At 70.5% G+C, this 17576-nt stretch carries 14 protein-coding genes; 5 read left to right on the top strand and 9 right to left on the bottom strand.

From position 1 onward, the window contains the following. Positions 1–43 precede the first annotated feature (43 nt). The 3 genes from glgX to glgB all read left to right on the top strand — a co-directional run bounded on the left by glgX (position 44) and on the right by glgB (position 6602). The gene (gene glgX / locus CFK38_RS09385) at positions 44–2278 is read left to right on the top strand and encodes a glycogen debranching protein GlgX (RefSeq protein WP_096804294.1); all 2235 of its coding nucleotides are present in this window, start codon (positions 44–46) and stop codon (positions 2276–2278) included. 63 nt (positions 2279–2341) lie between these two features. After that, on the top strand, positions 2342–4369 hold the full coding sequence (locus CFK38_RS09380; protein ID WP_096802832.1) for an alpha-1,4-glucan--maltose-1-phosphate maltosyltransferase: 2028 nt from the start codon (positions 2342–2344) through the stop codon (positions 4367–4369). A 1-nt stretch (position 4370) separates the two neighbouring features. Then, the gene (gene glgB / locus CFK38_RS09375) at positions 4371–6602 is read left to right on the top strand and encodes a 1,4-alpha-glucan branching protein GlgB (protein ID WP_172895780.1); all 2232 of its coding nucleotides are present in this window, start codon (positions 4371–4373) and stop codon (positions 6600–6602) included. A gap of 68 nt (positions 6603–6670) precedes the next feature. On the opposite strand, the gene CFK38_RS09370 is transcribed toward glgB, so the two are convergent. The 3 genes from CFK38_RS09370 to CFK38_RS09360 all read right to left on the bottom strand — a co-directional run bounded on the left by CFK38_RS09370 (position 6671) and on the right by CFK38_RS09360 (position 9519). Further along, entirely contained in the window at positions 6671–7570 is a 900-nt protein-coding gene (locus CFK38_RS09370) for a co-chaperone YbbN (RefSeq protein WP_096802831.1), read from the bottom strand. 75 nt (positions 7571–7645) lie between these two features. Continuing rightward, positions 7646–8734, bottom strand: coding sequence for a DUF8094 domain-containing protein (locus CFK38_RS09365; protein WP_096802830.1), 1089 nt, complete (start codon positions 8732–8734; stop codon positions 7646–7648). After that, the gene (locus CFK38_RS09360) at positions 8731–9519 is read right to left on the bottom strand and encodes a hypothetical protein (protein ID WP_245850970.1); all 789 of its coding nucleotides are present in this window, start codon (positions 9517–9519) and stop codon (positions 8731–8733) included. The genes CFK38_RS09365 and CFK38_RS09360 overlap by 4 nt, the downstream gene beginning before the upstream one ends. A gap of 204 nt (positions 9520–9723) precedes the next feature. Here CFK38_RS09360 and nucS point away from each other — a divergent pair, with 204 nt between their 5' ends. Beyond that, positions 9724–10440, top strand: a complete 717-nt coding sequence (gene nucS / locus CFK38_RS09355; protein ID WP_096804292.1) for an endonuclease NucS — start codon at positions 9724–9726, stop codon at positions 10438–10440. Positions 10441–10514: 74 nt separating this feature from the next. Next, positions 10515–11744: an N-acetylglucosamine-6-phosphate deacetylase gene (locus tag CFK38_RS09350; protein WP_096802829.1), complete on the top strand. Its 1230-nt coding sequence runs from the start codon at positions 10515–10517 to the stop codon at positions 11742–11744. A 30-nt stretch (positions 11745–11774) separates the two neighbouring features. On the opposite strand, the gene CFK38_RS09345 is transcribed toward CFK38_RS09350, so the two are convergent. The 6 genes from CFK38_RS09345 to CFK38_RS09320 all read right to left on the bottom strand — a co-directional run bounded on the left by CFK38_RS09345 (position 11775) and on the right by CFK38_RS09320 (position 17576). Next, the gene (locus CFK38_RS09345) at positions 11775–12221 is read right to left on the bottom strand and encodes a DUF2550 family protein (RefSeq protein WP_096802828.1); all 447 of its coding nucleotides are present in this window, start codon (positions 12219–12221) and stop codon (positions 11775–11777) included. An 18-nt stretch (positions 12222–12239) separates the two neighbouring features. Next, the gene (locus CFK38_RS09340) at positions 12240–12521 is read right to left on the bottom strand and encodes a F0F1 ATP synthase subunit epsilon (protein WP_096802827.1); all 282 of its coding nucleotides are present in this window, start codon (positions 12519–12521) and stop codon (positions 12240–12242) included. Beyond that, the gene (gene atpD, locus CFK38_RS09335) at positions 12518–13990 is read right to left on the bottom strand and encodes a F0F1 ATP synthase subunit beta (protein WP_157773430.1); all 1473 of its coding nucleotides are present in this window, start codon (positions 13988–13990) and stop codon (positions 12518–12520) included. The genes CFK38_RS09340 and atpD overlap by 4 nt, the downstream gene beginning before the upstream one ends. 62 nt (positions 13991–14052) lie before the next feature. Beyond that, entirely contained in the window at positions 14053–14964 is a 912-nt protein-coding gene (locus CFK38_RS09330) for a F0F1 ATP synthase subunit gamma (protein ID WP_096802825.1), read from the bottom strand. Between the two features lie 72 nt (positions 14965–15036). Then, complete coding sequence (atpA, locus tag CFK38_RS09325; RefSeq protein ID WP_096802824.1) at positions 15037–16662, bottom strand: F0F1 ATP synthase subunit alpha; 1626 nt, start codon at positions 16660–16662, stop codon at positions 15037–15039. 98 nt (positions 16663–16760) lie between these two features. After that, a complete protein-coding gene (locus tag CFK38_RS09320; RefSeq protein ID WP_096802823.1) occupies positions 16761–17576 on the bottom strand; it encodes a F0F1 ATP synthase subunit delta in 816 nt (271 codons plus the stop codon).

The raw sequence follows: 17576 nt of genomic DNA, 5'->3' as shown, positions 1-17576 counted from the left end.
CCTGAGAGGCCATCCACACGCTGTGCGATGGCAGAATGCCCTGGTGCCTGCAGATCGTGCGACTCCCCCCGTCGCCCCCACCTCCCCCGGCCTGGTGGTCGACGAGCAGGGCCGCGGAACCTTCGCCGTCGCCGCGCCCCGGGCCCACCGCGTGGACCTGTGCGTCCGCCGGGGTGCCGCCGAGCACCGGCAGCGGCTGCGCCACGTCGACGGCGGTCTGCACTGGGACCACGTGAGCGGGATGACACCGGGCACGCAGTACGGGCTGCGCGTGGACGGCCCCTGGGACCCCGCGGCCGGGCTGCTGTGCAACCCGAAGAAGCTGCTGCTGGATCCATGGGCGCGCGGCATCTCGCATTCCTCCCCGCTGCTCCGCTCGTTCTTCCCCTTCGAGGTGGACGCGATGCTCGACCGCGTCGGGGACACGGCGCAGCGCGACGGGACCGACAGCGGCGAGGACGCCCTGTGGTCCGTGGTCGTCTCCGATGCCTTCGACTGGCAGAACGATCTGCGACCGCTCGTGGACTGGGGCTCCACGGTGCTCTACGAGATGCACGTCAAGGGATTCACCCAGCTGCATCCCGACCTGCCGCCCGAGCAGCGCGGCACCTACGCCGGACTGGGTCATCCGGCGGTGACGAGCTATCTGCGCGACCTGGGCGTGACCAGCATCGAGCTGCTGCCGATCCACGCGGCGATGGACGAGCCCCACCTGACCCGGCTGGGGCTGACGAACTACTGGGGCTACTCGACGCTGTCGTTCTTCGCCCCGAACCCGTCACTGGCCACCGCCGCGGCCCAGAACGCCGGCGCACAGGCCGTGGTCGACGAGGTCCGGACCATGGTGCGCAGCCTCCACGCGGCCGGCTTCGAGGTCATCCTCGACGTGGTCTTCAACCACACCGCCGAGGGAGGAGCGGACGGTCCCTCCCTCTCGCTGCGGGGCCTGGACAACCTCGAGTACTACTGGACCGACCACGGCCGGTTCGTCGACGTCACCGGGACCGGCGGCACCCTCGACCCGCGTTCGGTGCACGTGATGGACCTGATCCTCGCCTCCCTGCGCTACTGGGTCCAGGAGATGCATGTGGACGGCTTCCGCTTCGACCTCGCGGCGACGCTGGGGCGCGACGACCACGGCTTCCGCCCCGACCATCCGCTGCTGCGCGCCATCGCCACCGACCCGGTGCTGCGCGGGGTCAAGCTGATCGCCGAACCGTGGGACGTGGGCACCGGCGGCTGGCAGACCGGGAACTTCCCGGTGCCCTTCGCGGAATGGAACGACGCCTTCCGCGACGACGTGCGCGCCTTCTGGCTCTCGGACCGGGCGATGCGCGAGCGCTCGGGGAACGACGCGATCGGCGGGGTCCGCGACCTGGCGACCCGTCTGGCCGGCTCCAGCGATCTGCTCACCGGCGGTGACCCGCTCGAGCTGCCCGCCGGGCGCAGCCTGCGCTCGCCCTGGGCCTCGCTCAACTACGTCACCGCGCACGACGGATTCACCCTGCGGGACCTCACCGTCTTCGAGACCAAGCACAACGAGGCCAACGGCGAGGACAACCGCGACGGCACCTCCGACAACCGCTCCTACCACCACGGCCACGAGGGCGAGCTGCCCCCGCGCGCCGAGGCGGTCGCCGAGATCGAGGCCGCCCGTCGGCGCACCGCCCGCAGCATCCTGGCCACGCTGCTGCTCGCCTCGGGCACCCCGATGCTCACCGCCGGCGACGAACGGCTGCGCACCCAGCAGGGCAACAACAACGCCTACTGCCAGGACAACGAGATCTCCTGGATGAACTGGGCCCGCACCCCCCGCATCGACGCCCTCGGCGAGACCGTGACCCGGCTGCTCCAGCTGCGCGGCGAGCACCTCCAGCTGCGCGCCCCGCATTTCCTGCGCCCCGCAGATCCCGCCGCGCTGGATGCCGACCAGGTCGCCTGGTTCGACGGCGAGGGCCGTCCGATGACCCATGAGGACTGGATGGATCCCTCCCAGCACCTGCTGGTGATGCTCCGGCCCGCGATCCGGGGACGCACCGGCGCTGAGCACCTGCTGGTGGTGCTCTCCTCGGAGCCGGACGCGATGCGGGTCACGCTGCCGGGCGCTCCCTGGCCGCAGGGCAGTGCCCGCGTGCTGCTGGACACCGCGCTGGAGACGCCCGAGGATCTGGCCCCCTCCCCGCTGACCGATCGGGCCGTGCTGGTCGCGCCCGGGGCCGTGGTGGTCCTCGGGATCACGCCCGACGCCGCAGAGGGGCCTGCGAAGCGGCTATCGTGAGGACAGTCACCGCGACCGTCGCAGAGTGCCTCGTCCAGGACGAGTGCTCAGGCAGGAGGGCCCATGTCCGAGACCGCAGACCTCACGGGACCGGGGGCCGGCATCGGCCGGATCCCGATCATGGGCGTGCAGCCGGTGGTCGACGGCGGGCGGTTCCCGGCCCGCTGCGTCGAGGGCGAGACCGTCACGGTCAGCGCCAACGCCTTCCGTGAGGGGCACGACGCGATGGGCGTGCAGCTGGTGCTGGTCTCCCCCGACGGTGCGGAGCAGCGGCAGGCCCTGCACTCGATCAACCCGGGCCTGGACCTGTGGGAGACCACCATCCGTCCCGGGACCACCGGTCACTGGAGCTTCCGGATCGAAGCGTTCTCCGCGCCCTACGACAGCTGGGCCCACACCGCCGAGGTGAAGATCCCGGCGGGGATCGACCCCGACCTGGTCTGCGCCGAGGGCGCCGTGGTGCTGCGGCGCGTGCTCGCCGAGATCGAGGCCGGCACCCGCCCGGCGGCCGACGGCCCGGTGGTGCGGGCCGCGCTGGAGAGCCTGCGCGCCCCGGGCCTGCCGGCCTCGGCCCGCGTCGCCCCGGCCCTGGCCGCGGACCTGCGCGGAGTCCTCGCCGAGCGTCCGCTGCGCGAAGGGGTCACCGTCTCCGGGCCGTACTCCCTGATCGTCCAGCGCCGACGGGCGCTGTACGGCTCCTGGTACGAGTTCTTCCCCCGCTCCGAGGGCGCGCACTTCGACCCCGAGCACGGCTGGACCTCCGGCACCTTCCGCACCGCCGCCCGCTCCCTGGACCGGATCGCCCAGATGGGCTTCGACGTCGCCTACCTGACCCCGATCCATCCGATCGGCACCAGCTTCCGCAAGGGGCGCAACAACACCCTGGATCCGCAGCCCGCAGATCCCGGCTCCCCCTACGCGATCGGCGCGGCCGAGGGCGGTCACGACGCGATCCATCCCGAGCTGGGCACGCTGGAGGACTTCGATGACTTCGTGGCCCGGGCCCGCGAGCTCGGTCTCGAGGTGGCCCTGGACATCGCCCTGCAGTGCTCCCCCGACCATCCCTGGGTCGCCGAGCACCCCGAATGGTTCACCGTGCGGGCCGACGGCACCATCGCCTACGCGGAGAACCCGCCGAAGAAGTACCAGGACATCTATCCGCTGAGCTTCGACAGCGACTACGAGGGGCTCTACGCCGCGATCCGGGACATGCTCGAGCACTGGGTCGCGCACGGGGTGACGCTGTTCCGCATCGACAACCCGCACACCAAGCCGGTGCGCTTCTGGGAGCAGCTGCTCGCGGAGTTCGACCAGAAGCATCCCGAGGTGATCTTCCTGGCCGAGGCGTTCACCCGGCCCACGATGATGCACACCCTGGGCAAGGTCGGCTTCCACCAGAGCTACACCTACTTCACCTGGCGCGAGAGCGCACAGGAGCTGCGCCAGTACCTCGAGGAGCTGGTGGAGTCGGCGCCGTACATGCGCCCCAGCTTCTGGCCCACCACCCACGACATCCTCACCCCGTACATGAGCGCCGGCGGTCGCAGCGCCTTCGTGCTGCGGGCGATCCTCGCCGCCACCCTGGTCCCCACCTGGGGCATCTACAGCGGGTACGAGCTGGTCGAGGATGTGCCCCGGCCGGGCGCCCAGGAGCAGATCGACAACGAGAAGTACGAGTTCAAGCCCCGGGACTACGCCGGGGCCCTCACCCGCGGGCAGAGTCTCGAGCCATTGCTGGGGACGCTGAACCGGATCCGCCGCGACCACCCGGCGCTGCAGACCCTCACCACGATCCGCTTCCACGAGGCGGACGACGAGCAGGTGCTGGTCTTCTCCAAGCACCTCGAGGCCGCCGCGAGCGGCACCGGCTGGCCGGACACCGTGCTGGTGGTCTCCCTGACCGCCCACGACCGCGATGCCCACACCACCGTCCACCTGGATCTCGACGCTCTCGGGGTGGGTGAGTCGTTCGAGGTCGAGGACCTGCTGACCGGGGAACGGTTCCACTGGGGACGCGCCCCCTTCGTGATCCTGAGCGCGGCCGACCGGCCCGCCCACGTCCTGCGGATCATCCGCCCAGAGGAGAGCTGACATGACCGAGACTCCCGACCGTCCCACGGCCACCGCTGCGGCAGCTCCGCCCGTCACCGCGGCGGTGATGCCGCTGGGTGAGCACGAGCTGGGCGCCACCGCGACCGGCAGCCACCACGAGCCGCATTCGGTGCTCGGCGCCCACGAGTACGACGGGGCCGTCACCGTCCGCACGCTCAAGCCGTTCGCGCACGAGGTCGCCGTGGTGCTCCCCGACGGCAGCTCCGTCGCCATGGAGCACGAGTACGACGGCATCTGGGTCGCCGTGGTGGAGCACGCCGAGCTCCCCGCCTACCGGGTCCGGGTCACCTGGTCCGCGCAGACCGAACCGATCGAGCTCGAGGAGCCGTACCGCTTCCTCCCCACCGTGGGCGAGCTGGACCTCCACCTCATCCGCGAGGGCCGCCACGAGGAGCTGTGGCAGGCGCTGGGCGCGCACGTGCGCACCCTCGACGGCGTGGAGGGCACCTCGTTCACCGTCTGGGCCCCGAATGCCCGGGCGGTGCAGGTGGTGGGCGCGTTCAACGGCTGGGACGGGCGCCTGCACGCCCTGCGCTCCCTCGGTGCCTCGGGCGTCTGGGAGATCTTCGCCCCCGGCAGCGGGGACGGCGACACCTACAAGTACCGGATCCTCGGGGCCGACGGCGTCTGGCGCGACAAGGCCGATCCGATGGCCCGCTTCGCCGAGGTCCCGCCCGCGACCGGCTCCGTGGTCACCCGCAGCGACTTCGAGTGGACCGACGACCACTGGCTGGCGACGCGGGCCGCGCACGACCCGCTCACCTCCCGGATGTCGATCTACGAGGTGCACCTGGCCAGCTGGCGACCGGGACTGGGCTACCGGGACCTGGCGACCGAGCTGACGGACTACGTCACGGAGATGGGCTTCACCCATGTGGAGTTCATGCCGGTGGCGGAGCATCCCTTCGGCGGCTCCTGGGGCTACCAGGTCACCGGGTACTACGCCCCCACCTCCCGGCTGGGCACCCCCGATGAGCTGCGCCACCTCATCGACACCCTCCACCACGCCGGCATCGGCGTGCTCCTGGACTGGGTGCCGGCCCACTTCCCCAAGGACGAGTGGGCGCTGGGTCGTTTCGACGGCACGCCGCTGTACGAGCACGCCGATCCGCGGCGCGGCGAGCACCCGGACTGGGGCACGTACATCTTCGACACCGGCCGCAACGAGGTGCGCAACTTCCTGGTCGCCAACGCCTGCTACTGGCTCGAGGAGTTCCACGTCGACGGCCTGCGGGTCGATGCGGTCGCCTCGATGCTGTACCTCGACTACTCCCGTGAGGACGGCCAGTGGGTCCCCAACCGCCATGGCGGGCGGGAGGACCTCGAGGCCATCGCCTTCCTCCAGGAGGCCACCGCGACCGCGTACAAGCGGGCCCCGGGCATCATGATGATCGCCGAGGAGTCCACCTCGTTCCCGGGGGTCACCCGCCCCACCGACGCCGGTGGTCTGGGCTTCGGCTTCAAATGGAACATGGGGTGGATGCACGACACCCTCGAGTATCTCGGACAGGACCCGATCCACCGCCAGTACCACCACGGCGAGATGACGTTCTCGATGGTCTACCAGTACTCCGAGAACTTCGTGCTTCCGCTCAGCCATGACGAGGTCGTGCACGGCAAGGGATCGCTGCTGCGCAAGGCCCCGGGCGATGACTGGCAGCAGGCGGCGACGCTGCGCTCCTACCTGGCCTTCCAGTGGACCCATCCGGGCAAGCAGCTGGTGTTCATGGGCATCGAGTTCGCTCAGGGCACCGAATGGTCCGAGCAGGCGGGGCTGCCCTGGTGGCTGCTGGAGTACCCGTTGCACCGCGGTGCCCAGCAGCTGGTGAAGGACCTCAACGCCGTGCAGGCGGAGTTCCCGGCGCTGTACGAGCGGGATCAGGATCCGGGCGGTTTCGAATGGCTGATCGGGAACGATGCCGCCCACAACGCGCTGTCCTTCGTGCGACGCGACGCCTCCGGTGACCCGGTGGTCGTGGTCCTGAACTTCTCGGCGGAGCCCTGGCACGAGTACCGCATCCCGCTGCCCGAGGGAGGGACCTGGCTCGAGGTGCTCAACTCCGACTCGCCGGCGTACGGCGGCAGCGGGGTCGGGAACCTGGGCCGGGTGCACGCCGAGCAGCTGCCCCTGCACGGCCGCGAGCATTCGGTGCGACTGTCGGTGCCGCCGCTGGCCGCGGTGATCCTCGCCCCCGAGCGTCTGCGGGACTGAGGGATGACGGAAGGGGCGGTGGCCGATGGCCACCGCCCCTTCCTGCGTCTCTGCTCAGAGCAGTGGGCTCAGAACAGCAGGTTCGCGAGCCGCTTGCGGGCCGGGGCCACACGAGGATCGCCGGGACCGGCCACCTCGAACAGCTGCAGCAGGCGGGCGCGGACGACGTCCTTGGTCTCCTGGTCCGCTCCCCGCAGCTGCTCGAGCAGGCGGGCGAAGGCGTCATCGACATGGCCACCGAGCATGTCGAGATCCGCGACCAGCAGCTGCGCCTCCAGATCACCGGGGCGCTGCGCCGCCGCGTCGCGGGACGCGGCGAGATCCGCGTCCTGGGTGCGATGCATGAGGGAGACCGTGGCCAGGCCTGCCTTCGCCTCCGCGTCGGCCGGGCTCTCCTGCAGCTGCTTCTCGTACGCCGCGACGGCGGTGTCGAGATCGCCGCGCTCGATCGCCTCGTAGGCCTCGGCGACGAGCGGCGGCAGCGGCTCCTCCTGCGGCTCCTGAGGAGTCTGCTCCCCCTCGGGCAGCTCCATGCCCTGCTGGCGTGCGACCTCCACCACCTGGGTGAGGAGGTTGTCGATCTCTGCGTCGGGGATCACCGACTGGACGATCGGCTGGAGCTGCCCCTGGATCAGCAGGAGCAGGGTGGGCAGCTGCTGGACCTGCAGGGCGCCGGCGACGCGCTGCTCGGTGTCCGCATCGACGATGCCCAGACGGACCGCTCCGCCCTTCGCATCGACCGCGCGGCGCAGTCCGCTGAGGAACTGATCCGCCTCCGGCACCCGAGCGCTGGTGACCAGCAGCAGGGTGGGGATCTGCTGGGAGTCGGCGATGAGCTGGTCGAGCCCCTGCTCGGTGACGGCGACCTCGTGGGCGGACGGCGTGCCCGCGGGGGCCGCCCCGCCCGTGGCGGTGCCGGCCGGCTGCTTCAGCGCGGCGAGGTCGATGATTCCGTACGGATCGGTCACAGGTGAACTCCTTCGATGTCTGCGGGACGCACCCAGTCTAGGGAGTCCGCCCGCTGCTGCGCTGTCGCGGCCCGGTCACTCCCCGGTGGCGCTGAGGGCGGTCTGGGTGGCACCGATGGGCTGGATCTGGCCGCCGGCGTCCGCCGAGGGGAGGTACACCGCGACATGGGTGCCGAACGTCCGGATGTACTCGGAGGTGAACTCCTTCTTCCCGATCACCTTCGTGTACTTGTTGTCCTCGGCGTAGCTCATGGTGGCGCCGTCCTTGATGTCGACCGTGCGGGTCGAGAGCAGGGTCCCCATCACGATCGCGCCGCCGTCGTCGGTGCGCAGCCCGGCGAACTCCTCCGTCTTCACGGAGAAGGACTCGTGGACGGTGGCCGCCTCGTCCTTCTCGACGCCGGCGTTGAGCTCCTTGCGCTCTCGCTGGATGCGCTCATGGGTCCCGGTCTGGAACGGATTCGGCGCCAGCTGATCGTCCGGGTCCTCGGCATCGCCGAGGGAGAGCACCCTCGCGTACAGCTCCAGGGCCTCGGCCGGGGTCATCACGAACCCCTCGCTGTCGACGGCGACCTGCTCGGAACCCACCGCAGCGTCGGCCACCATCGGCATCTCGATGCCCACGGCCTGCTGCGCCCAGCCCCAGGCCGCGTACGGTGACGTCGCATCGGACTGCTGGAGAGCCATGAAGTATGGCACGCCCTCCTCCTCGGAGTCCTCGACCAGGGCGATCGCCACCCGCGGGAACTCGGAGGTCACGGAGGTCAGGGGCACCAGGAGCTCCGCACCGGGGACCTGGAGCTCCTCCGCCCACTCCTCGGCCTTCTCGATCATCGCGTAGGCCGCGGTGCGGAAGTCGACGGCGGAACCGGAGACGCGGGGAGCGAGCTTCTGGGCGTCCAGTGCCTCATCCGCAGCCACCACCGCCGCATTCACCTCCGGCACGATGCTCGTGAGCTGCTCGGTGGTCTGGACCGGGGTCGGCGCGGCCAGCTCCTTGCCGGTGGGCGGAGCCGCGGGCGGCTCGACCTCGGAGCCGCAGGCGGCGAGGAGTCCGGTGGCGAGCAGGCTGCCCGCCCCCAGGAAGAGGCCGCGACGGCCGACGGGGCGAGTGCTCATCATCAGATCCTTCCGCGCACTGTGGCGCAGGTCGTAGCGGGTCATCGCCGTCCCTCCTCATCGTCGACGACGTCGATCTGCTCGGTCCGGTCGTCGTCGGCGTAGGTGCTGTCTGCGGGGGCGTCCTCGACGGACGCGTCGGCGGGGGGACGCGGGGCGTCCTCGACCGGCTCGGCCTCGTCCTCGTCACGGCGACGGCCGCCGAGCGAGACCACCAGCAGCACGAGGCCGATCACGGCGATCGCCGCGCCGCCCGCGTAGGCGAAGGGCCCCCACTCGTTCTCCGCGTCCACCGGCCAGGTGATGGAGATCTTCTCCGCACCGGGCTGGGTGCCGTCGGTGACGATCAGCAGGGCGCGGTAGGGCTGCTCGTTGTTCTCGCCGTTCGGATCGTTGTTCTCCCCCGCCCAGAACTCGTGGACGTCGAGCGTGAACGGGCTGGGCTCCGTCTCGACGGTGCGCCAGAGGTCCGAGGAGGTGGGATCGCTCAGCTCGTCCGCGCCGTCCGGGTTGACCTCCTGGGTGCTGAGCGTGGTCCAGTCGCTCGCCCCGGTGATACGGGTGTAGTGGACATCCTCGAGGTAGGCCTCGATGTCGCCGCCTCCGGCGGTGATCACGGAGACGTCGGAGGCGCCTTCGATGACGAGCTCGCCCTTCTCGCCCCCCACGTACAGCACGCCGGGGTCGATGACCACGGCGGGCCCGGCATCGGAGAGGTCCACCGTGGCGGTGGTCTCGGTCTCGGGTGCCCAGGTGGTCTCACCCAGGCGGCCCAGCACGAGCCCGGTGAGGCCGATCAGGACCAGGAGGACGGCCAGGAGTCGTTGCACGGTAGATGCTCCTTCGGAGTGGCTCGGCGCAGGCCGAACGGATGACCAGTCCACGATACGAGCGGGGTGCGGGGCCGAACAGTGCCGAGTGAGCATCTGCACCTGGGTAAAGCACTCCACATGATCGTCTCATCGGCCTCCCATGCGCAGGCCCATGTGCAGGCCAGGGACCCTGCGGTGCTGGTGGTGCCGTACCCTGGCCCTGTGCGTCTCGTCGTTGCCCGTTGCTCAGTCGACTACACAGGTCGGCTCACCGCCCATCTCCCGCTGGCCCCCCGGCTGCTGATCGTCAAGGCCGACGGCAGTGTGCTGGTCCATTCCGACGGCGGCAGCTACAAGCCGCTGAACTGGATGACCCCGCCCTGCACGCTGACCACCTCGCGGCGCGGCGACGAGGAGGCCGGCGAGGACGCTGGGGATGCCGGGGATGACTGGATCGAGCAGTGGGACGTGGTCCACGACAAGACCGGTGACAAGCTGCGGGTGCGCCTGGTCGAGGTGTTCGAGGACTCCTCCCACGAGCTGGGAGTGGATCCCGGACTGCAGAAGGACGGCGTCGAGGCCCATCTCCAGGCCCTGCTGGCCGAGAACATCGACACCCTCGGCGAGGGCTGGTCGCTGGTGCGCCGCGAGTACTTCACCGCCATCGGCCCGGTGGACATCCTCGCCCGCGACGACTCCGGCGGCTCGGTGGCGATCGAGATCAAGCGGCGCGGCGAGATCGACGGCGTCGAGCAGCTGACCCGCTACCTGGACCTGCTCAACCGGGACCCGCTGCTGGCCCCGGTGCGCGGCATCTTCGCCGCCCAGGCCATCAAGCCGCAGGCGCGCGTGCTCGCGGCCGATCGCGGCATCGACTGCGTGACCCTCGACTACGACGCGCTGCGCGGCATCGACGACGCGGAGTCACGACTGTTCTGAGCGCACTTGCCCGCTCCGGAGACGCCCGCAGCCGTCCTCCGCGATCCCTCGCCCCCCGAGCACCAGGAGAAGACATGAGCACCGCCCCCTCCCCGCAGTCCCCCACGGTCACCGCCGAGCTGGCCGTGCGCGGCACCGCGGTGCTCGAGCAGGGACTGGTCCCCGAGGCGCTGGTGCTGATCGCCGGCGGTGACATCCTCTGGGCCGGTCCGGCCGCCCATGCCCCGCGGCACGAGGCGCAGCGGACCCTCGTCCACGACGGCCTGATCCTGCCCGGCCTGGTGGACCTCCACTGCCACGGCGGCGGCGGCGCCTCCTTCCCGGACGCCGCCACGGCCGAGGACATGCGCATCGCGGTGCGCGAGCACCGCCGTCACGGGACCACCAGCCTGGTCGCCTCCCTGGTCACCGCCGACGCCGCCACCTTGCGGTCGCGGGTCGCCGAGCTGGTGCAGCTCGCGGCCGACGGGGAGATCGCCGCGATCCACCTCGAGGGGCCGTTCCTCTCCGTCGAACGGCGCGGCGCGCAGAACCCCGAGCACCTCACGGCCGGCGACGCGGAGCTGGTGCGCGAGCTCGCCCGGCTCGCCGGCGGGGCGCTGGCCACCATGACCGTCGCCCCGGAGGTGAGGGGCGCGGACGAGGTCATCGAGGCTCTCGCCGAGGCGGGCGCCGTGCCGTCGCTCGGTCACACCGATGGCACCAGCGCCCAGATGACCCATGCCGTCGGCCACGCCCGGGACTCGCTGCGCCGGGCGCACGGCCGCTCCGCACTGCCCACCGCGACCCATCTGTTCAACGGGATGCGGCCGATCCACCACCGGGATCCCGGACCCGCGCTCGCGGCGCTGGACGCGGCCGCCCGCGGCGAGCTGGTGGTGGAGGTGATCGCCGACGGCGTCCATCTCGATGCGCGCACCGTCGCCCACGTCTTCGCGATCGCCGCCGAGCAGAATGTGGTGCTGGTGACCGATGCGATGGCGGCGGCCGGGATGCCGGAGGGTCAGTACCGGCTCGGCGCGCTGGACGTCACCGTGGCGGCGGGGGTCGCAACCCTCACCGGAGCGTCCGCGATCGCGGGGGGCACCGCGCATCTGCTCGATGTGGTGCGCTTCGCCGTCACCGAGGCCGGAGTGGATCTGGTGCGCGCGGTGCGAGCCGCCTCCTCGGTGCCGGCGGCCGTGCTGGGGATGCAGGACCGGATCGGTGTGCTGGCCACGGGCCGACGCGCGGACGCGGTGCTGGTGGACTCCGAGCTGGCACCGGTCACCGTGCTGCGCGCGGGCACGGTCGTCACGGACTGAGCGCGCTCGCGGCACCGACCTGTCGGCTGCTCAGTCCGCGTCCCCGACCACGGAGCCCGTCGGCGCCGCCTCCAGCCAGGAGTTCAGGGCCGCCCCCGAGGCCAGGTCGACGATCGCGCTGACCTCGCGGCCGTCGCGCAGGGTGAACTCGATCAGGTACTGCTCCTCCCCGCCTTCGATCTGGGCGGGCAGTCGCTGCCGGCTGACGTCCCCGATCTCGCTGCGGCGCAGCACCAGCTCGGGACGCAGACGCACCGAGAAGGCGCGGAACCAGCGCAGCCGGTCGGTGCCGAAGCGCATCAGTCCGTGCTGCCAGCTGGACCCGCCCACCAGTCCGCGTCGGCGCACCGTGCATTCGAAGGCGCCCCGGCTCCGCGAGACCAGCAGCTGACGCAGCCCGAGCAGCAGCACCGCCGCCAGCACGACCACGAGCATCCCGATCCCCAGCAGGAGGATCGGGATGCTCAGGTCGTTCATGCCGTCTGCGCAGTCAGCTCAGAGGCGGGCGGACGTGGGCGCGACGACCGTGGCGTCATCGACACCGATGGTCACGATGTCCGCATCGACGGAGACGAAGCCGCCCTCGACGTCCAGCGCCTCGACGTGGCCGTCCTGATCGATGATCCGCACCACGCCGCTGCCGAGGATCGACAGGGTGGGCTGCATCTGCGGCAGGATGCCCATCGAGCCGTCGATCGCAGGCACGACGACCTGCGCGGCCTGCCCGGTCCAGACGGTGCGGTCCGCAGCGACGAAGGTGACCTCGAGCGCGCTCACGCGCCGAGCTCCTTGTCGATCCGCTGCTGGTTCTCCAGCACCATGTCGATGCCGCCCACGTTGAAGAACGCCTGCTCGGTGATGTGGTCGAACTCGCCGTCGCAGATGCCCTTGAAGCCCTCGATGGTGTCCTTCAGCGCGACATCGGAGCCGTCCACGCCGGTGAACTGCTTGGCGAGGTGGGTGTTCTGGGAGAGGAACTGCTGGATGCGCCGCGCGCGCGAGACGATCACCTTGTCCTCCTCGGAGAGCTCGTCGACGCCGAGCATCGCGATGATGTCCTGCAGCTCCTTGTTGCGCTGGAGGATCTGCTTCACGCGCACCGCGGTGTCGTAGTGGTCCTGGCCCACGTAGCGGGGATCCAGGATCCGCGAGGTGGAGGTCAGCGGGTCGATCGCCGGGTACAGACCCCGCGAGGCGATCTCGCGGGAGAGCTCCGTGGTGGCGTCGAGATGGGCGAAGGTGGTCGCCGGCGCCGGGTCGGTGTAGTCGTCGGCCGGGACATAGATCGCCTGCATCGAGGTGATGGAATGGCCCTGAGTGGACGTGATGCGCTCCTGGAGCATGCCCATCTCATCGGCGAGGTTCGGCTGGTAGCCCACGGCCGAGGGCATCCGGCCCAGCAGGGTGGACACCTCCTGGCCGGCCTGGGTGAAGCGGAAGATGTTGTCGATGAACAGCAGCACGTCCTGCGCCTGCTCGTCGCGGAAGTACTCCGCCATCGTCAGCGCGGACAGCGCGACCCGCAGACGGGTGCCGGGCGGCTCGTCCATCTGGCCGAAGACCAGGGCGGTCTTCTCGATGACGCCGGACTCGGTCATCTCCTCGATGAGGTCCCAGCCCTCACGGGTGCGCTCGCCGACGCCGGCGAAGACGGAGACGCCGTCGTGGTTGTTGGCCACGCGGTAGATCATCTCCTGGATGAGCACGGTCTTGCCGACGCCCGCGCCGCCGAACAGGCCGATCTTGCCGCCCTGGACGTAGGGGGTGAGCAGGTCGATCGACTTGATGCCGGTCTCGAACATGACCGTCGAGGACTCGAGCTGGTCGAAGTTCGGGGCTGTGCGATGGATGGGCCAGCGCTCGGTGATCTCGAGCTGGTCGACCGGCTTGTTCAGCGGATTGCCGACCACGTCGAAGACGGTGCCGAGGGTGACGTCGCCGACGGGCACCGAGATCGGGGCGCCGGTGTCGGTCACGGCCTGGCCCCGGACCACGCCGTCGGTGGGCTTCAGCGCGATGCCGCGGACCATGCCGTCACCGAGGTGCTGGGCGGTCTCGAGGGTCAGGGTCGAGGCCTCCAGCCCGGAGCCGGTGTCCTCGATCTGGATGGTGAGCGCGTTGTAGAGCGGCGGGATGTTCCCGGGAGGGAACTCGATGTCGATGACGGCGCCGGTGACGCGGGCGACGCGTCCGGTGGCACCGGCCGCCGGAGCGGCGGGGGCCTGACTGTCAGTGGTGGTGGTCATGTGCGTTCTCTCCATGTCGTGCCGACGCGGGGCCTCGTCGGCCAAGGTGTCGTCGGCCTGGGTCAGCGTTCGGTGCGGCCGGATCCCGAGAGGGCGTCGGCGCCGCCGACGATCTCCGTGATCTCCTGTGTGATCTCCGCCTGGCGGGCGGAGTTCGCCAGCCGGGTGAACTTGTCGATCTGTGTCTCCGCGTTGTCGGTCGCGGACTTCATCGCACGCTGCGTGGAGGCGTGCTCCGAGGCCATCGCCTGCAGCAGGATGTTGATGATCCGCGATTGGATGTAGCGCGGCAGCAGCTCGCCGACGACCGTCTCCGCGTCGGGCACGAACTCGTACAGCGGGTAGGTCTGCGCGTTCGCGCCGCTGACGTCGCCCAGGCCCATCGGCACCATGCGGACCGAGTGCGCCTTCTGGACGAAGCGGCTCTGGAAGCGTGTGGAGACGACGTAGAGCTCGTCGAGATGCACGGAGGGATCCTCGGAGACGAGGTCCTCGGTGACGGCCGCGGAGATCTCCCGGCCGAGGCGCGGCAGCTCGTCCTCCTTGTACGGCGTCCAGGAGCGCTGCGGCGTGCGGTTGCGGAAGCGGTAGTACGCCTCGCCCTTGCGGCCGACGACGTACATCACCGGCTCCTTGCCCTCGTCACGCAGGGTGTTCGCGAGCTGCTCGGCGGCGCGGATCACGTTGTGCGAGTACGGGCCGGTCATGCCGCGGTCCGCGGTGATCAGGAGGATTCCCGCGCGGCCCGTCTGCGACCGCTCGTTGTCCAGGAACGGGTGCGAGATCTCGTTGGAGTGCGTCGCCACCGAGCCGATCGCGCGGGTGAGCGCATCGGCGTAGGGCGTCGTCGCCTCGACCCGGGCGTGCGCCTTGGCGATGCGCGATGCCGCGACCATCTCCTTGGCCTTGAAGATCTTCTTCATCCCCTGTGCGGAGCGGATCTTCTGTTTATAAACCCTCTGCTGGGCTCCCATGTCTCTCCTCGTGCGGGATCGATGCGTCCTGGGCGGGAGCCGCCGCCCCGTCAGGGACGGCGGCCTCGCGCATCAGCCGCGGACGATCTGCTCCTGCTCGATCTGGTCAGCGGCGAGACGACCGTCCTCGTCGTTCCGCGCCGCATCCTGGCCCTTGCCGGCCAGGAAGTCCTGCTTGACCTGATCGAGGATGCTCGCGAGCTCCTCCTCGGTCGAGGACTCGAACTTGCCCGTGCTGCGGATCGCGTCGAGCACGCCGCCGTTGTGCCGCAGGTGCTCGAGCAGCTGGCCCTCGAAGTCGCGGACGTCCTCGACCTCGATGTCGTCGAACTTGCCCTTGGTGCCGGCCCAGATCGAGACGACCTGCTCCTCCATCGGGAACGGCGAGCTCTGGGACTGCTTGAGCAGCTCCATCAGGCGCGCACCGCGGCTGAGCTGCTGCTTCGAGGCCGCGTCCAGATCGGAGGCGAACATCGCGAAGGACTCCAGGTCGCGGAACTGCGCGAGGTCGATCTTCAGCGTACCGGAGACCGACTTCATGGCCTTGGTCTGGGCGGAGCCGCCGACGCGGGAGACCGAGACGCCGACGTCGACCGCCGGGCGCTGGTTGGCGTTGAACAGGTCCGACTGCAGGAAGCACTGACCATCGGTGATCGAGATGACGTTGGTCGGGATGTAGGCCGAGACGTCGTTGGCCTTGGTCTCGATGATCGGCAGGCCGGTCATCGAGCCGCCGCCCATCTCATCACTGAGCTTGGCACAGCGTTCGAGCAGGCGGGAGTGCAGGTAGAAGACGTCGCCCGGGTAGGCCTCACGGCCCGGCGGGCGGCGCAGCAGCAGCGACACGGCGCGGTAGGCCTCGGCCTGCTTCGAGAGGTCGTCGAAGATGATCAGGACGTGCTTGCCCTCGTACATCCAGTGCTGGCCGATGGCCGAGCCGGTGTAGGGGGCGATGTACTTGAACCCGGCCGGGTCGGACGCCGGTGCCGCGACGATGGTGGTGTAGTCCATCGCGCCGTTCTCCTCGAGCGTCGCGCGCACCGAGGCGATGGTCGAGCCCTTCTGGCCGACGGCGACGTAGATGCAGCGGACCTGCTTGTCGGGATCGCCGGACTCCCAGTTGGCCTTCTGGTTCAGGATCGTATCGATGCCGATCGTGGTCTTGCCGGTCTGGCGGTCGCCGATGATCAGCTGACGCTGACCACGGCCGATCGGGGTCATCGCGTCGATCGCCTTGAGGCCGGTCTGCATCGGCTCCTTGACGGCCTTGCGCTGCATGACGCCGGGCGCCTGCAGCTCGAGGGCACGACGGCCGACGGTCTCGATGGTGCCGAGGCCGTCGATGGGGGCGCCGGTCGGGTCGACCACGCGGCCGAGGTAGCCGTCGCCGACCGGGACCGAGAGCACCTGGCCGGTGCGACGGACCTGCTGGCCCTCCTCGATGCCCGAGAACTCGCCGAGGACGACGATGCCGACCTCGCGCAGTTCGAGGTTCAGGGCGAGGCCGAGGGTGCCGTCCTCGAAGCTGACGAGCTCGTTGGCCATGACGTTCGGGAGGCCCTCGACGCGCGCGATGCCGTCAGCGGCCTCGCTGACGCGGCCGATCTCCTCGCGCTCGGTGGCGCCTGCCTGGTAGGTGGACACCGCGGTGTCCAGGGCGTTCCGGATGTCCTCCGGGCTGATCGTGAGCTCCGCCATCTGCTGCTTCGCTTCCTCTCGGTCTCCCCGTGCCGGGGAGGGTCTGAACAATGCTGGGGACGCCGCGTCCTCGGGGAGGAACCGGTGTCGGGGATGAGTCAGGCCACGAGCTGCGACCGGGCTCGGGAGAGCCGGGCCAGCACGGTGGCGTCGTAGAGGTCGTCGCCGACCTGGATCTGGAGACCGCCCACGACCGCGGGATCGACCGTGAGGTTCAGCTGGATCTCACGACCGTAGATGGTCGCCAGGACCGCACCCAGCCGGGCCTGCTGCGCCTCGCTCAGCGGCATGGCGCTGGAGACGGACGCGAACGCGCGCCGACGACGATCGGAGGCGAAGCGGGCGAACTCCTCGACACGACGCGCCGGCTTGGTCTCGCTGCGGCGTCCGACGGCCCGGGCCGCCAGGGCGACCGTGAGCCGGTGCGTCCGGCCGTCCAGCAGGCGCTCCAGCAGGGACGCGCGCCGTGCGGGCTGTCCCCGCTCCCCGTCGAGCGCGGCAGTGAGGTCACCGCTGCCGTCGATCAGCCGCGAGACATCGAAGAGTTCGCCGTCGACCTGCTCGAGGACGCCCTCGGACTGCGCCTGCTCGAGCAGGGCCGTGACCCCGAGCAGCTCGAGGGCATCGAGGATGTCCTCCTGCTCGGACCAGCGGTGTCGCACGACCTCGAGGGTGGTCTCGAGAGTGCGCGGGCTGACCCGGTTCGCCAGCAGAGCGCGGACCGTGGACTCCTTGACCTCGGCCGGCCGGCCGGGATCGGAGAGGGTGCGCACGAGCTGATTGCTGGAATCGATGGCATCGGCCACCGAGAACAGCTCCTGGGCCTCGGCGTCCAGCGCAGCGCCGTCGGCCGCCGGGGCGGCTTCGACGTGCCGGAGCACCTCGGCGAAGGAGGTGGAGGAGGTTCCTCGCAT

It is taken from the genome of Brachybacterium vulturis (assembly GCF_002407185.1).
Taxonomy (GTDB): Bacteria; Actinomycetota; Actinomycetes; order Actinomycetales; family Dermabacteraceae; genus Brachybacterium; species Brachybacterium vulturis.
The sequence above is the reverse complement of the archived record's forward strand: the minus strand, read 5'-3'. Positions and strand labels throughout refer to the sequence as shown.

Coding starts and splice junctions, on each gene's coding strand:
- CFK38_RS09380 (WP_096802832.1), top strand. CDS start 2,342: ATGTCCGAGACCGCAGACCTCACGGGACCGGGGGCCGGCATCGGCCGG.
- glgB (WP_172895780.1), top strand. CDS start 4,371: ATGACCGAGACTCCCGACCGTCCCACGGCCACCGCTGCGGCAGCTCCG.
- CFK38_RS09365 (WP_096802830.1), bottom strand. CDS start 8,734: ATGACCCGCTACGACCTGCGCCACAGTGCGCGGAAGGATCTGATGATG.
- CFK38_RS09350 (WP_096802829.1), top strand. CDS start 10,515: ATGAGCACCGCCCCCTCCCCGCAGTCCCCCACGGTCACCGCCGAGCTG.
- CFK38_RS09345 (WP_096802828.1), bottom strand. CDS start 12,221: ATGAACGACCTGAGCATCCCGATCCTCCTGCTGGGGATCGGGATGCTC.
- atpD (WP_157773430.1), bottom strand. CDS start 13,990: ATGACCACCACCACTGACAGTCAGGCCCCCGCCGCTCCGGCGGCCGGT.
- CFK38_RS09330 (WP_096802825.1), bottom strand. CDS start 14,964: ATGGGAGCCCAGCAGAGGGTTTATAAACAGAAGATCCGCTCCGCACAG.
- atpA (WP_096802824.1), bottom strand. CDS start 16,662: ATGGCGGAGCTCACGATCAGCCCGGAGGACATCCGGAACGCCCTGGAC.
- CFK38_RS09320 (WP_096802823.1), bottom strand. CDS start 17,576: ATGCGAGGAACCTCCTCCACCTCCTTCGCCGAGGTGCTCCGGCACGTC.